Source organism: Phytoactinopolyspora halophila, from assembly GCF_003287285.1.
Classification (GTDB): domain Bacteria; phylum Actinomycetota; class Actinomycetes; order Jiangellales; family Jiangellaceae; genus Phytoactinopolyspora_A; species Phytoactinopolyspora_A halophila.
Genome location: NZ_QMIG01000002.1, coordinates 109,204 through 124,107 on the forward strand (window position 1 = coordinate 109,204; position 14,904 = coordinate 124,107).

Genomic DNA, 14,904 nt, shown 5'->3' on the forward strand with positions numbered 1-14,904 from the left:
CCCCGGCCTTCGTTCCCCGGTCTTCACACGTGGGGCGCGGGTATCACGGGACGGTGCGGCCGGACGACGTACGGTAGTAGCCGGCAGTGACCGGCGCCGACGGCTGGGACCGTGGCTGGAAAGGACAACATGCTCACCGACGCCGAGATCCGGGCGAACCTAACCGCCGTGCAAGGACGCATCGCCACCGCTTGCGAACGTGTCGGCCGTGATCCCGGCGACGTCGGCCTCCTGCTCGCAGCCAAGACCGTACCTGCTGACCGTGTTGCCGTCGCCGTCGCCGCTGGCGCCCGGCTGATCGGCGAGAACCGGGCCCAAGAGCTGGCCGAGAAGGACGCCGTCCTGTCTCAACTGCCGTGCGAGCGCCACTTCATCGGCCACCTGCAAACCAACAAAGTCAACCAGGTGCTGCGTTACGTCACGTGTGTCCAATCGGTGGACCGGGCGGAACTGGCGGATCGGCTCCAGCGACGCCTCGAAGCCATCGACGCCACCCTCGACGTTCTTCTCCAGGTGAACACCTCCGGCGAGTCGAGCAAGTTCGGCGTAGCGCCACACCACGCGCTGTCCCTGGCACGCGACATCGCCGATCGTGACCGCCTGCGGCTGCGCGGTCTGATGACCATCGGATTGCCGGCGAGCGATCCGGAGCTCATCCGACCGAGTTACCGTCGGTTACGCGAGGCAGCTCAGGAGATTCGCGCGGCCGCTGTTCCCGGTGTCACTATGGACGTGCTGTCCATGGGGATGAGTGCCGATTTGGACGTCGCCGTGGCCGAGGGCGCCACCATGGTGCGGGTCGGGTCAGCCGTCTTCGGTGCTCGGTCCCTTCCAGGAGACCATGAACGAGGGCCGGTGGGAGACGAACCTTAGCCCTGTGCCAGCTGGCCAGTGTGTCGTCACCCACATCACGGCGCAGTGTCCGGCCCGAAAATGGCCCTCCTGAGCATCGGAACCGGGGGAAGCCGTACTATCGCGTTTCGAGCACGACCACCCAAGGGGATGTAATGGCGCACAGTACGAACGGGGCGGAACGCCGGCTCGTCGTCGTAGAGTCGCCGGCGAAGGCACGAACCATCGCCGGCTATCTCGGCGACGACTACATCGTCGAGTCCTCCCTCGGCCACATCCGTGACTTACCGTCCAAGAAGACCGATATCCCGGCCGCCAAACGGGAACGCTACGGCGATCCCGTCGGCGTCGACGTGAACAGCAACTTCGAACCTCTCTATATCGTCCCCTCCGGTCGCGCCAAAGATCAGGTGAAGAAGCTCAAAGCACTGCTGAAGGATGCCGACGAGCTACTCCTCGCCACTGATGAGGATCGGGAAGGGGAGGCGATCGCCTGGCACCTGCGGGAAGAACTCAAGCCCAAAGTGCCAGTTCGCCGGATGGTCTTTCACGAGATCACACGCGACGCCATCACGGCTGCGGTCGAGAACCCGCGCGACATCGACGAGAACCTGGTGGATGCCCAGGAAACCCGCCGGATCGTCGATCGCCTCTACGGCTACCAGATCTCGCCGGTGCTCTGGCGCAAGGTAACTCGGGGCCTGTCCGCCGGCCGGGTGCAAAGCGTGGCTACCCGCCTGGTGGTGGACCGGGAACGCGAGCGGATGGACTTCACCGCCGCTTCGTACTGGGACCTGACAGCCACCCTGGACACGGGAACCTCGGACGACCCGAGCTCCTTCGACGCCAAGCTCCTGTCCGTCGACGGTGCCCGCGTAGCCACGGGCCGGGATTTCAACTCCCACGGCGAGATCAAGAGCAGCGGCAAGGTCGTTGTCCTCGACGAGGAACGGGCCCAGGCACTCGCGGAGGCGCTCGGCGACGCCAGCTATGCGGTCCGCTCGGTCGAAGCCAAGCCGTACACCCGCCGGCCGTACGCGCCCTTCCGCACCACCACGCTGCAACAGGAAGCGTCCCGCAAGCTCGGATACGGTGCCGCACGGACGATGCAGATCGCCCAGCGGCTCTACGAAAACGGCTACATCACCTACATGCGTACCGACTCGACGACGCTGTCGGACGCGGCTATCGCCGCCGCACGGACTCAAGTACACGAGCTGTACGGCTCGACGTACCTTCCTGAGTCTCCCCGGGTGTACTCCAGCAAGGTGAAGAACGCGCAGGAAGCCCACGAGGCCATCCGGCCGGCCGGTGACTCGTTCCGCACCCCCGCAGAGACCGGACTGCGCGACGAGGAGTTCCGCCTCTACGAACTCATCTGGATGCGCACCATCGCGTCCCAGATGCGCGATGCCAAAGGCGAGACACTCACGGTCCGCGTCAACGCGACAGCCTCCAGCGGAGAAACCGTTGAACTCGGCGCGTCCGGGCGGACCATCACGTTCTACGGCTTTCTCAAGGCCTACGTCGAGGGCGCCGACGATCCAGAGGCCGAGCTTGACGATCGGGAGAAACGCCTTCCGCACCTCACCGAAGAGCAAGCGCTCACCGCGGCCGGTGTGGAAGCCGAGGGGCACACCACGAAGCCTCCGGCCCGCTACACCGAGGCGACGCTCGTCAAAGAGCTCGAAGATCGCGAGATCGGGCGTCCCTCGACATACGCGTCCATCATCCGCACCATCCTCGACCGTGGCTACGTCTTCAAGCGGGGCAATGCGCTGGTGCCAGCGTGGCTGGCATTCGCCGTCGTGCGGCTCCTGGAGGAGCACTTCACGCGGCTGATCGACTACGAGTTCACCGCGAAGATGGAGGACGTCCTCGACGAGATCGCCACCGGTGAGGCCGACCGCGTGCGCGAGCTCGCACAGTTCTGGCACGGCGACGACGAAGTGGAAGGCCTCAAGAGCCTTGCGGACAACCTCGGCGAGATCGACGCGCGTGGTGTCTCGTCGTTCCCCGTCGGAGACGGGATCATGGTGCGAGTCGGCCGGTACGGGCCCTACGTCGAAGACGAGGACGGCAACCGCGGAAGCGTTCCCGAAGATCTCCCACCGGACGAGCTCACCGTCGACAAGGCGTGGGAGCTGATCAAGGCAGGCAACGGTGACCGCGAGCTGGGCGTCAACCCCGAAACCGGGCGGACCGTCGTGGCCAAGTCCGGACGGTACGGTCCCTACGTCACCGAGATCCTGCCCGAGGACGCCCCCAAGCGCGCCAAAGCGCCCACGGCGTCGCTGTTCAAGTCGATGGACCTGGAAACTATCACGCTCGACGACGCGCTACGGCTGCTGAGCTTGCCCCGTACCGTCGGAACCGATGCCGAGGGGCAAGAGATCATCGCCGCCAACGGACGGTACGGGCCTTATGTGAAGAAGGGCTCCGACAGCCGGTCGCTGTCCGACGAGGAGTCCCTGTTCACCATCACGGTCGAGGAAGCGGAGAAGCTGTTTGCCCAGCCCAAGGGACGCCGGGGTGCACGCCCCCAGGCGCCGCCGCTCAAGGAACTGGGCGAGGACCCCGCGACCGGAGGCCAGCTCGTCGTCAAGGACGGGCGTTTCGGCCCATACATCACCGATGGCGAGACGAACGTGACGGTCCCCAAGGGGTCGTCGGTCGAGCAGCTCACCCTGGAGCGCGCCGCCGAGCTGATCGCGGAGAAGCGAGCCAAGGGACCCGCACCCAAGAAGCGGTCCAAGAGCAGCCGCTCTCGGTCCTGAACGGCGACACCAGGGATCTCCCTGAGGTTTTCCCGATCTTCCCGGTCTCAGGGTTGTCCCGTTGGGTTGGACCCAGGAGTCTGAACGTGTGGATTTCGCAACTCTCCTGGCCACACCCGGACTGGTGTACGCCGTCATCGCCGCGCTGGTCGCCTTCGACGCCGCCGTTCCCGCCGTGCCTTCCGAGGTCGCGGTCGTCACGGCGGGGACGCTCGCGGTGGCCGGCGACATCAACCTCGCCTGGGTGCTGCTGTCGACGATCGCAGGTGCGGTCGCTGGCGATTACATCGTCCATACGATGGGCCGCCGAGCGCTTCCCGCGATACTTCGACGCTCGCGGCTGGGCCGGCGCGCGCAGCGAAACGTCGAGCACGCCTACGCGCGCATGGGATCGGCGAGCGCCGGCACCATCGTCGCGGGGCGGTTCATCCCGCTCGGCCGGACGGCAAGCGCGGCCGCTGCCGGACTCGCCGGAGTCAGCCAGCCTCGCTTTCTTGCCTTCAGCACGCTCGGCGCGACCGCGTGGGCGACCTGGATGCTCGGAATCGGGTACGTGACCGGCACGGCCACGGAGGCACCCCTGTGGCTGCAATCCGCGCTCGGAGCGTGCGTCGCACTGATCGTTGCGGTCTGGATCGCGGCCATCCGCTCTGTCATCCGCACCCGCCGGCGCCTAACTCATCGAGCACGCCTCTCGGCGATCGCTCACGCCGAATCCGCAGGCACCGAGTCCCCGGCTACCGAGTCCACTGGTGCCGGGTCCCGGGACATCGTCACTCGTCCTGCCACGGCTCCGGGTCATCAACCCACCCGGCAAACATCACCAGACCGGTCGCGCGATGCACCGCAACGAAACCGAACGGCCGGTCGATGGTCAATTGGAGCCCCCGTGCCTTATAGACCGGCATGGACACCAGGCTCAGACCCATTGCCGTGACCGCCGCTGCCTCGAAACCCGTTGCGCTGAATGTCGCCACCGCGGACTGCCGGGCCTGGCCCAGATACAACGCCACCGGTGCTATCCGGGAGAAGTGTCCCTCTCGGGACCGGCTCACCCGCTGCAGACCGAGCAGCTCGGCGTGTTCGGTCAGGTCGTGCTCCGAGCGCACGGAGAAGCGAACCGTCGTGATCGACAGGCTCGGTCGCTGCGCGGACACGATCCGCACGCCCGGCGCCGAAGGTTCGTCCCCGGCGTCGAGCAGCTGGGCACCCGTGCGGACCGGCCACTCGCCGCCGACGACGGCTATCGCCGCCGGCAGAACGTCTGACGGTGGCTGGCCTTCCTCGGCGAGTACGAGGTGGACATCGAGCCCGTTGTCCCCTTCGATCCGGGCCAGCGAGAGTGGCCCGGCATCCGTGTCCGCGACACTCAGCTCGTCGAGATCGCGCGAGGTCCGATTCAGGCCAGCGAGGCGCCGGCCCGCCCACGCCCCGTGCTTCGGTTTCAGCTGATCATCACTGAACTTCTGCACCCAGGTGGTGCGCAATGCCAGCGCCGTGGCCAGGACGAGCATGAGGTCGGGGTGAACGTCGACCGGGCAGTGCTCGATGAGCCCGCCCGTGTTGTCTCGTGCCCACCGATCCAGTTCCGGCTTGTCCACCGACGGATCTCCCGTCAGCTGTCCCACGTTCGCCGGGGGCAGCTGCGCCGCCCACTCCGGATACACCTGGGCGGCTTCCTGCGCCCAGACACCGAGCGCGGCGTCAATACCGTCGATGTCACCCAACGCCTTGAGCATCTGGCGTGCCGCTTCCATGCCGTCATCGGCTGGCACGCCGACGGCGTCGGCCAGCTCGCTGCGGCCCGGTTCGTCCGCAGACGCAGCCAGGATCGCCAGGAGTGGCCACACCCCAGCTCCGGACAGCACCGTGGTGCCGTGCACCCGCCCTGCCCATCCCGCGGTCATGGCGTTAACCTCAGCGACGTTCATAACGTCGACCCTAACCCCTCCGCCCCGTCCTCCAGAGTCACTACGCTGGCAACGTGACTCGATCCGACATCGCGGGAACGCCCGGCGACACCCAAGCAGCCGGCACAGCCAGCCGAACCGAAACGGCGAACATGTCCGAACGTTCGGAGGAACGCGCCGGGCGGGGCCGCTTCATCGCCTTCGAAGGCGGCGACGGCGTAGGCAAGTCCACACAGGTCAGGCTGCTGGCCGACTATCTGCGGGGAAAGCAGCACGAGGTCGTCGTCACTCACGAGCCGGGTGATTCCCGCATCGGAGCGCAGGTACGCTCCGTCGTGCTCGACGGCGGGGAACTCGACGCACGGGCGGAGGCCCTGCTGTTCGCTGCGGACCGGGCCGACCACGTCGCGTCGGTGATCAGTCCGGCGCTCGCACGCGGCGCGAGCGTGCTGACCGATCGTTACGTGGACTCGTCCATTGCCTACCAAGGTGTCGGCCGAGCGCTGGGTGTCAGCTCTGTCGCCGCACTCTCCGAATTCGCCACCGAGGGGCTGCGGCCCGACCTCACCGTCCTCCTCGATCTGGACCCGGCACAGCGACGGCTTCGGCTCGAACAACTCGGGCAGTTCGACCGTATCGAGCGGGAACCAGACGAGATACACGACCAGATCCGCCGTGCCTTCCTCGAACTCGCCGGCGCCGCCCCGGAGCGCTACCTGGTTCTCGATGCTTCCCGCGCGGCCGACGAGCTCGCCGTCGACATCGCGGCGGCGGTTGAAGAGCTCGTGGCATCAGGGCGTATGAGTGGTGAGTGAGTCCGTGGTGAGAGGGTGACGGTATGAACGGCGCATCCGACGCAGCCGGCATGGCTGACATGGTCGGCACAGCTGGGATGACCAGCACCACCAGCGCGAGCAACGCGAACCGCGGGAATGGCACGAGTGTCTGGGACGCGGTGGTAGGGCAACCGATCGTCCCGGCACTACAGCAGACCGTGGCCGACGCGTCAGCGTCGCTCGACGGCGCTCCCAGCGGGTCGATGACGCACGCGTGGCTCTTCACCGGCCCTCCCGGCTCCGGACGTTCCGTCGCCGCCAAAGCATTCGCCGCCGCATTGCAATGCGACAGCGGAGGGTGCGGAACGTGCGCCGAATGTACGGATGTGCGCAACGGCACGCATCCCGACGTCGCGGCACTCGTCACCGAAGGGCTGTCGATCAAGATCAGCCAGGTCCGGGAACTCGTCCCCAAGGCGGCGCTGCGTCCGGCCCGTGGCCGCTGGCAGATCGTCATCGTCGAAGACGCCGATCGGCTCGGCGAGGACGCCGCTGACGCGCTCCTGCTGTCGGTCGAGGAACCCCCGGACCGCACCGTGTGGATGCTGTGCGCCCCCACCGCAGAAGACATCGCTCCGACCATCCGTTCTCGCTGCCGGGTGGTCCAGCTCCGTACCCCGCCCTCTGATGCCGTGGCCACGTACCTCAGCACGACCGAGGGCATCGACAAGCGCACCGCCACGTTCGCCGCGCGCGCGGCGCAGGGTCACATCGGCCGGGCTCGGGCGCTCGCCACCGACGAGAACGCGCGCAGCCGCCGGGAAGAGGTCCTGAAGCTACCTTTCGCCCTCGACGACCTACGGCAGTGCCTGGACGCCGCCGCCTCACTCGTCGACGCTGCCAAGGCCGATGCCGAGCGTCACTGCGACGCTCTGGACGCGCGGGAGGTCGACGAACTCAAGCGTGCGCTGGGCGCGGAATCCACCGGCCGCAAGCCACGGAACATGGACGCCGCCGTCAAGGAACTCGAACGGGAACAGAAACTACGGCGCACCCGAGTCCAGCGCGATTCCATCGACCGCGCGCTGATCGACGTGCTCGCTCTCTATCGAGACGTGCTGATGCTCCAACTCGGTGTCCGCACGGAGTTGATCAATGACGAGATGCGCGCGTCTCTCGATCGGCTCGCCCGGAACAGCAGGGCGGAATCCACTCTGCGACGGATGGAAGCGATCGGCCAGGCTCGGGAAGCGCTGATGGCCAACGCCGCCCCACTGCTCACGCTCGAATCGATGGCGCTGACGCTCCGCGAGGGCTAGGCCGGCGAGGGCTGACGGCCGGCGAGACATGGACCCGAGAGCGACGAGCCCGGGCACATGATCTGGGCACGATGAGCCGGGCACGGTGAGCTCGGTCGCGTTGAGCCAGGACAACGTGAGCCGGCGTAAGCGGGCTTGGGCTCATCATGCGGGGCGGATCGGCACGCCGAGGGCGGCCAACATGTCGTCGCTCTTCGTGGTGAACAACCAGTCCCGATAACGCACGCTCGGATCCAACTCGGCATGCCGGGTCAGCTCATGCTCGCCGAACTGGAAGTATCGATAGCCGTGGGGCTCCAGCGCCGCGTAGATCGCGTCGAGGTTCGCACCGGGTATGACCTCGCACAGGATGTCCGGCTGGTTCGCGGCGAGCAACCCTTGTGCGTTCTCGAGCACGACGTCTTCCGTTCCTTCGACATCGATCTTGATCACCGTTGGGACGTCGCGCAGGTGCTCTGGAAACTCCTCGTAGACGACGACGTCGATCGACCGGATGGGGACGGACACGCCCCGCTCGAAATGCAGCTCGGTGGAGTAGAAGTCGGGCAGCGCTGAGCCGCCACGTCCACTGGGAATGCGAGCGGTGTCCCCGTCCTTGCCGACCCCTTCGACATGGACGAAGACGCGTTCCAGGAGGTCGTTCGCCACGACGTTGTCGATAGCCGTCTTGGCGACCTCCGGCACCATCTCGAACGCGTGCACCTGGGCGTCACGCGACACCCGCGCCGCCAGCAGCGAGAAGATCCCCGTGTAGGCGCCGATGTCGAGTACCAGCTTGGCATCGCGCGCCAGCCGGGCGAAGACGTCCAGAGGCAGCTGGTCCTCCAGACGGGGACGGGCACCCCGGCCCCAATACAGTTCCTTGGCAATGACGCACCGATTGGGGTTGCACATGACGAACGAGACGTCCGCCATCCGAGCTTCGACTTCGCGCACGTGGGCTGGCGCGGGAAGCCGTTCCACGTGCATACGCGAGCGCGTCAACGACGCCGCTGATTGCACCAACAGATGGGGGATCCGCCACGACAGAACCCGCTTCACCAGGGTCTTCGCTCCATACCAGCCATGTCTTCGGGCCCGTTTGCTCTTTGAGAAGTCGCTCGTGGTGTCGTCAGCCATACGTCGTCCTGCCCCACTGATGTCGAATCATCAAAACTCGCCCCTGCCACCTCGAACGACTCTATCGACGGTGACAGTTCCCCGTTGGTTCCTCAAAGTCATGTACGGACCTATGGACCGGATGGCGTGATCACACGTTTGCATTGGGTGGCGGGGTGGCGTGAAGCACAACACAACGTATGGTGGGCGTGTGGGCATGGTCATGGCTGTCGCCTTCAACCGCTACGGAAGGCTGTACTACCTCGATCCGGGTGGGCACTCTCCGCGCGTTGGCGACAAGGTACTCGTTCCGACCGACGACGGTCCCGAGGTCGCCGAATGCATCTGGGCCCCAGAATGGGTGACCGAAGACATCGAAGGCCTGCCGACCTGCCAAGGTCTTGCCACCGAGGAACACCTCGAACGCGACGAACGCAACCGCAAGCGCCGCGCTGAGGCACGCGTGGTGGCCAAGCGCCTCATCCGGCAGCACGAGCTTCCCATGAAGGTGGTCGGTGTCGACTTCGTCGACACCCGGGAGGATGTCGATCAGCTCGTCACCATCTATTTCAGCGCTCCCCAGCGCGTCGACTTCCGCGACCTCGTTCGCGACCTCGCCCGCACGCTGCGCGCCCGGATTGACCTTCGCCAGCTTGGACCGCGCGACGAGGCCAGGGTTCAGGGCAGCGTAGGCCCCTGTGGGCGCGAGACCTGTTGCTCCACCTTCCTCAAGGACTTCGAACCGGTCAGCATCCGCATGGCCAAAGAACAAGATCTTCCCATGAACCCGCTGAAGATCTCCGGGGCGTGTGGCCGGTTGATGTGCTGCCTGAAGTACGAACATCCGCTCTATCAGGACTTCAAGGTCAACGTCCCATCGCTCGGCTGTGGCGTGGAAACTGAAGACGGAGTGGAAGGCACGGTCGTCGGCTACAACGTGCCCAAAGAGACGGTCTACGTCCGCGACCGGGAAACCGGCCGCAAGACTCCGTGCCCCAAGGCCAGCGTGTGTGGCTCCCGCCAGGCGTACGAGGGCGCCGTCGCTGCCGGAATGCGGCCGACACCCGACAAGGAGGAGGTCTCCGGCCAGCACGCCGACGACATCCCGGAGGACGAGGAGCAGTCGTGAACTCCCGTACCGTGCTGGCCGCAATCCTGACAGCGGCCTTCGCTGCTGCTGCATGCTCAAGCACCGGTACCGAGCCGCAAGACCCGTCAGTGCAGGAAGACCCTCCGGACTCGACTCCGGTGCCCGATGCCACCGAGGATGCCGCGGAAGGCCTCGAAGCCCTGTACACCCAGTCGCTGGAATGGGACGAGTGCGGCGAACAGCAGTTGTGCTCGACACTGGACGTGCCGCTGGACTACGACGAGCCCGCCGGCCAGCAGATCGAGATCACCGTGCTCCGGGTGCCCGCCACGGGTGACGACCCCATCGGATCGCTGATCGTCAACCCTGGAGGCCCGGGTGCCTCCGGGGTGGAATACGCACGCAACGCTCACGCCGCAGCATCCGAGCAGGTGCGCGAACGGTTCGACATCGTCGGTTTCGATCCTCGTGGGGTCGGCCAGTCGGTTCCCGTGGACTGCCTGGACGACGAGCAGCTCGATGAGTTCGTCGCCCAGGACATGAGTGCCGAGGACGACGAGAGCCTGGCCGAGCTCGAGGCGAGCATGGAACAGTTCATTCAGGGATGCGAGGACAGATCGGGCGACCTTCTCCCACACATCGGCACCGACAACGTCGCCCGTGACATGGACATTCTGCGTTCCGCACTCGGTGACGAGGAGCTGACCTACCTCGGCAAGTCCTACGGAACCTTCGTCGGCGCCGTGTACGCGGACCTGTTCCCGGACCGCGTCGGGAGGATGGTCCTGGACGGCGCGGTCGACCCACTCCTGGACTCCGCCGAGGTCGCATTGGGCCAGGCCGAGGGCTTCCAAGAGGCATTCGACGCGTTCCTCGATTGGTGTCTGGAGCAGGACTGCCCTCTCGGCACCAGCGAGGAGGAGGCACGCGACAACCTCGACGAGTTCATCTCCGGCCTTGAGGACAACCCGCTGCCCACCGACGATGAGCAGCGACCGCTGACCGGGCCGCTCGCGTTCCAGGGGATCATCTTGCCGCTCTACCTCGCCACCGACGAGGGCTATCCGACGCTGCTCTCAGCACTCGACGCGGCGATCAACGACGACGACGGCAGCGTCCTGCTCCAGCTGGCGGATCTGTACCTGAACCGCACTCCCGAAGGTCAGTACGAAGGCAACCAGAACGAAGCCATCATCGCGGTGAATTGCCTGGACCGCCCCACCGACGTGACCGTCGACGAGGCTCGCGAGATGGCGGAGGAGTTCGAGGACGCGTCGCCGATCTTCGGACAGTTCATGGCCTGGGGCGATTTGGCGTGCGACGAGTGGCCGGTCGAATCCGACTACGATCGCACCCAGATCTCCGGCACGGGCGCGGATCCCATTCTCGTGCTCGGCACCACCGGCGATCCCGCCACCCCATTCGAATGGGCAGAATCCCTCGCCGAGCAGCTCGACTCCGCGACCCTTCTCACCTACGACGCGTTCGTGCACACCGCATACCTGTCCGGCAGCGACTGCGTCGACGACACCGTGGACGAGTACCTCCTGGAAGGAACGCCGCCGGAGGAGGACCTGGTCTGCACGTAGTCCAGATGTATCCACGTATGGACGTTGTCGTATGTACATAATGGACGTTATGCGTCGACTTGCGGCATGTGCGCTCGCCAGCATCGGTGTCCTCATGCTCGGTTCGTGCGGCGGGGACGACGACGGCCGTCCCGACGGGGAGCGGCATGCACATACGCTCGTGCAGCTCGACGGAATCGGCAATGCGCCAGAGGGAGCAGATGGCGGCAGCACCGATGACGGCGTCGTCGACTTCACAGAGCCGGTCAGCCTGCACGTACGTTCCGGCCAGATCGAATCGGCCGAGGTCATCTCCGCTGACGGCACGGAGCTCACCGGCAGCGTCGCCGACGACGGCCACACCTGGACCAGCGAGCGCCGGCCGGATCCCGGTCAGAATTACGAGCTCACAATCACGGCCTCCGATCACTTCGGCCGGTCACACACGCTGAGCGACGAATTCACCGTCGCCGAGGTTCCCGAAGGTGACCGGCTGACGCTGAGCATGCAACCGAGCAACGAGTCCGTGGTGGGGGTCGGTGCACCCATCGTCATCCGGTTCGACCAGTCCGTCACCGAACGGGAGGCGGTCGAACGAGAGATGCATGTTTCGTCGAATCCGCAAGTGGTCGGCAGCTGGCACTGGGTGAACGACAGCGAAGCGCACTTCCGCCCCAAGGACTACTGGCCGGCAGGGACAGCCGTCGCCGTCGATCTGGAACTCAACGGCGTGCAGGCGGGAGACGGCCTGTGGGGTGGACGTTCATACCATCTCAAGTTCGACGTGGGCGAGGAACGGATCGCCGAAGTCGACGCCGACGAATACGACATGTCGATGAACGTCGACGGTGAGACACAAGAGACGTGGGACACCAGTCTCGGCGAGCCGGACTTCGCCACGCGCAACGGCACGTACGTCATCCTTGAGAAGTTCGAGGAACGGAACATGACCTCGTGCAGCGCGAACATCACCTGCGACGAGGACGACCCCGAATACTACGACGTCGACACCGATTGGGCGGTCCGGCTGAGCTACAGCGGAACGTTCGTCCACTCGGCACCCTGGTCCGAAGGCGACCAAGGGGAAGACAACGTCTCACACGGCTGCATCAACCTCAACGAATCCAACGCCGAGACGTTCTACGAGATGGCGCGCTACGGAGATGTCGTCACGGTGGAAAACTCCACCCGCGGACCAGACGATCTCGTCGAGCGCGGCGACCCCGGCATGGTCGACTGGAACCAGTCGTGGGACGAATATGTCGCCGGCTCCGCACTGGGCGAGGAGATCACCACTGACGAGCTGTGAGCGGTGACGCGGCGCGTCCCCCGGCGTCCGCGTACGCCGCGCCACCTCGAACGACCGGAATCGGGCTCCTCGATTCGGCATCTGCAGGGTCGAGGTCCTATACTTATGCACCGCGCCGATGTTCGTCCACGTTCTATCGGTGCATGCCGCCTTAGCTCAGTCGGCCAGAGCGACGCACTCGTAATGCGTAGGTCGGGGGTTCGATTCCCCCAGGCGGCTCCCACGAGAGAGCAGGTCACAAGCCTGTGGCCGCGATCCGGCCCATCGGCACACCCGGATGATGGCACGGTGACGGCACATGCGTGCCCGGCGTGCCGCTCGCTGTTGCTCGCTGCGTGCCCCCGATGTGCCGCCGAAGCTTCTTCGCTGCATCCCACCGATTCGCGTCCGTCAGATGCCCATGCAGGTCGAGCGTCATGCTCGCACGGCGGCAAGGTCCTCGACATTGGTGACGCCGATGACAAGTGATCATTCTTCGAGGGCAAGGCGCTGAATGATCTCGGCGTCCAGCTCGATGAGCACCGAAGGATGCCTGACCTCGTTGTCTATCTACCAGAAGTAACCGGCTCCTTTCTAGTTGGACTCTGTCGCACGAATAGCATATTGATTTGTAACGCTAAGAGGATCTCATCCTTCTGCAATATAAATGGTGTAGCAGAGAACTTCATTTTGCAGATGAGGTGAATCGGTACGGTTATTGACGAACTATTGTTGCGCTGGTATCGATAGTTTTCTGGAGTATAGCTATCGGCAGTAATGTCGAGGAATATTATGAGTATGACAAACGATAGCGATGGCACTCTTGAACCTGAAGACAAGGAAGCGGAACTTCTGCAAGCCGCGCGAACCGCGCTCAACACATTCCGCGCGCACGGTGAGCAGCACCTATGGCCAACCACCGACAAGCATGGCAATCCGCTGCCTCGCCTGGACGTCGACAATCCGCGCACGACGACCGACGATCCACTGTTGAGGGTCGGGTACGCACTACTTCCCCAACTTCCAGGAGACTGGGAGGTCGCGATCCTTCATGTGACGGTCGCGGCGGACGAAGTCCGGACCTTCGCGACCGTCAAAGACCGAGGTCGACCCCCGCTCGAAGGCCGGCTCCATTATCCGGGTGTCTCGGCTGAACTCGCAGAGGCGTGCGTGGCCTTGAGGCGCGCCACCTACGAGCCGGACGGGCGGGGGGTCTGGTACAACGCCAACATCCGGCTAGAGCGCAACGGCGCGATCGCGGCGCTCTACGACTTTGTCAATCCACCGTTCGGCTGCTGGGGTCCGAACGAGGTCGAACTCGCACGTCGTGACCAGGAGCTTTATCCTCGCGATCCGCAACAGCTTCCCGTCTGGCATCCGAGTTGTTCCTGAAGCGCCAACATGCGGTGGGGTTAACCCGCGATCGGATGAGGGTGTTCGTGACCGGTAGAACCGGCGCGATCGGCGGGCACGCTGTGCCGGCGCTGGTGCGAGCCGGTCATACTGTGACCGCGTTAGCCCGAACATCGCAGAAGGCGAGCGTGTTGACCGGCCAGGGCGCAACCCCGGAATCGGTGTCGCTGTTCGACTCGTCGGCGTTGGCTTCGGCATTCGTCGGGCACGACGCAGTGATCAACCTGGCCACTGCGATGCCATCCACGCTCGGATTCGTGATTCGGCGAGCGTGGCGGGCCACCGAGCGCGTGCGTACTGAAGGCTCGGCAGCCGTGGCGGAGGCGGCGCACGCTGCGGGGGTCGAGCGGCTGGCACAAGAGTCGGTAGCCATACTCTACCGCGACCAGGGAGCACGCTGAATCGATGAGGACGCCCCCGTCGATCACTATCCCGCTGGGGCAGGCAATGATGCCGCCGAGGCCAGCGCGCAGCGGTTCGCCGCCACCGGCGGGACCGCGGTCGTGCTGCGTTTCGGGCTGTTCTATGGCCCAGGTGCTGCCCACAGCGAGCAGATCTCGCCCAGGCACGCCGCCACGTCGGAGCCGTGCTGGGCCCGCCGGACAGCTACCTGTCCTCGATCCACCTGGCAGACGGCCGGTGGATAACCGGGCAGAATGTCCGCGCCGGCGGTAGCTTGCCATAACTCGACCGGAGTGCTTACCCAGATCCGCTCCGATCAGCGGTACACCTCGTTTCCATAAAGTCAACGCTTGTCGGGCGTAAGCGCGGGCCCCAACCGGACACGAGATCACGATCAGGCGAACGCCCAAA

The 14,904-nt window shown here is 65.5% G+C and carries 11 protein-coding genes, 1 tRNA gene and 2 pseudogenes; 11 read left to right on the plus strand and 3 right to left on the minus strand.

The genetic code is table 11. The features are described 5' to 3' along the window. Positions 1–111: 111 nt before the first annotated feature. The 3 genes and pseudogenes from DPM12_RS03035 to DPM12_RS24445 form a co-directional block, all read left to right on the plus strand. Positions 112–873 carry a YggS family pyridoxal phosphate-dependent enzyme gene (locus DPM12_RS03035; RefSeq protein WP_211658311.1) on the plus strand — a complete coding sequence of 254 codons (762 nt, stop codon included), beginning with the start codon at positions 112–114 and terminating at the stop codon, positions 871–873. 134 nt (positions 874–1,007) lie between these two features. Next, entirely contained in the window at positions 1,008–3,629 is a 2,622-nt protein-coding gene (topA, locus tag DPM12_RS03040) for a type I DNA topoisomerase (RefSeq protein WP_112256803.1), read from the plus strand. A gap of 217 nt (positions 3,630–3,846) precedes the next feature. Continuing rightward, positions 3,847–4,122, plus strand: a pseudogene (locus tag DPM12_RS24445) (DedA family protein); the annotation flags it as partial. On the opposite strand, the gene DPM12_RS23390 reads toward DPM12_RS24445, so the two are convergent. Further along, positions 4,005–4,292, minus strand: coding sequence for a hypothetical protein (locus DPM12_RS23390; protein WP_170313659.1), 288 nt, complete (start codon positions 4,290–4,292; stop codon positions 4,005–4,007). The pseudogene DPM12_RS24445 and the gene DPM12_RS23390 sit on opposite strands and share 118 nt — an antisense overlap. Positions 4,293–4,402: 110 nt before the next feature. Then, positions 4,403–5,560, minus strand: a complete 1,158-nt coding sequence (locus tag DPM12_RS03050; RefSeq protein ID WP_112256805.1) for a serpin family protein — start codon at positions 5,558–5,560, stop codon at positions 4,403–4,405. Positions 5,561–5,613: 53 nt separating this feature from the next. Between DPM12_RS03050 and tmk the strand changes: the two genes are divergently transcribed. Then, entirely contained in the window at positions 5,614–6,354 is a 741-nt protein-coding gene (tmk, locus tag DPM12_RS03055; RefSeq protein WP_211658313.1) for a dTMP kinase, read from the plus strand. 77 nt (positions 6,355–6,431) lie between these two features. Further along, on the plus strand, positions 6,432–7,634 hold the full coding sequence (locus DPM12_RS03060) for a DNA polymerase III subunit delta' (RefSeq protein WP_112257114.1): 1,203 nt from the start codon (positions 6,432–6,434) through the stop codon (positions 7,632–7,634). A 144-nt stretch (positions 7,635–7,778) separates the two neighbouring features. On the opposite strand, the gene DPM12_RS03065 is transcribed toward DPM12_RS03060, so the two are convergent. Next, the gene (locus DPM12_RS03065; protein WP_211658317.1) at positions 7,779–8,597 is read right to left on the minus strand and encodes an FkbM family methyltransferase; all 819 of its coding nucleotides are present in this window, start codon (positions 8,595–8,597) and stop codon (positions 7,779–7,781) included. Between the two features lie 352 nt (positions 8,598–8,949). Between DPM12_RS03065 and DPM12_RS03070 the strand changes: the two genes are divergently transcribed. The 6 genes and pseudogenes from DPM12_RS03070 to DPM12_RS24220 all read left to right on the plus strand — a co-directional run. Further along, positions 8,950–9,861, plus strand: coding sequence for a PSP1 domain-containing protein (locus tag DPM12_RS03070; RefSeq protein WP_112256808.1), 912 nt, complete (start codon positions 8,950–8,952; stop codon positions 9,859–9,861). Further along, on the plus strand, positions 9,858–11,411 hold the full coding sequence (locus DPM12_RS03075) for an alpha/beta hydrolase (protein WP_158542702.1): 1,554 nt from the start codon (positions 9,858–9,860) through the stop codon (positions 11,409–11,411). The genes DPM12_RS03070 and DPM12_RS03075 overlap by 4 nt, the downstream gene beginning before the upstream one ends. 49 nt (positions 11,412–11,460) lie before the next feature. Further along, positions 11,461–12,699, plus strand: coding sequence for a L,D-transpeptidase (locus DPM12_RS03080; RefSeq protein ID WP_112256810.1), 1,239 nt, complete (start codon positions 11,461–11,463; stop codon positions 12,697–12,699). A gap of 145 nt (positions 12,700–12,844) precedes the next feature. Then, positions 12,845–12,918, plus strand: a tRNA-Thr gene (locus DPM12_RS03085). 558 nt (positions 12,919–13,476) lie between these two features. Next, positions 13,477–14,070 (plus strand): hypothetical protein, encoded by a 594-nt coding sequence (locus DPM12_RS03090; RefSeq protein WP_112256811.1) that lies wholly within the window; start codon positions 13,477–13,479, stop codon positions 14,068–14,070. 35 nt (positions 14,071–14,105) lie between these two features. Further along, a pseudogene (locus DPM12_RS24220) lies at positions 14,106–14,725 on the plus strand (NAD-dependent epimerase/dehydratase family protein); the annotation flags it as partial. Positions 14,726–14,904: the final 179 nt, after the last annotated feature.

Excerpts from the sequence above, each read along its gene's own strand:
- DPM12_RS03050 (WP_112256805.1), bottom strand. The coding sequence starts at position 5,560 with ATGAACGTCGCTGAGGTTAACGCCATGACCGCGGGATGGGCAGGGCGG.
- topA (WP_112256803.1), top strand. The coding sequence starts at position 1,008 with ATGGCGCACAGTACGAACGGGGCGGAACGCCGGCTCGTCGTCGTAGAG.
- DPM12_RS03090 (WP_112256811.1), top strand. The coding sequence starts at position 13,477 with ATGACAAACGATAGCGATGGCACTCTTGAACCTGAAGACAAGGAAGCG.
- DPM12_RS03060 (WP_112257114.1), top strand. The coding sequence starts at position 6,432 with ATGACCAGCACCACCAGCGCGAGCAACGCGAACCGCGGGAATGGCACG.
- DPM12_RS03080 (WP_112256810.1), top strand. The coding sequence starts at position 11,461 with ATGCGTCGACTTGCGGCATGTGCGCTCGCCAGCATCGGTGTCCTCATG.
- DPM12_RS03070 (WP_112256808.1), top strand. The coding sequence starts at position 8,950 with ATGGTCATGGCTGTCGCCTTCAACCGCTACGGAAGGCTGTACTACCTC.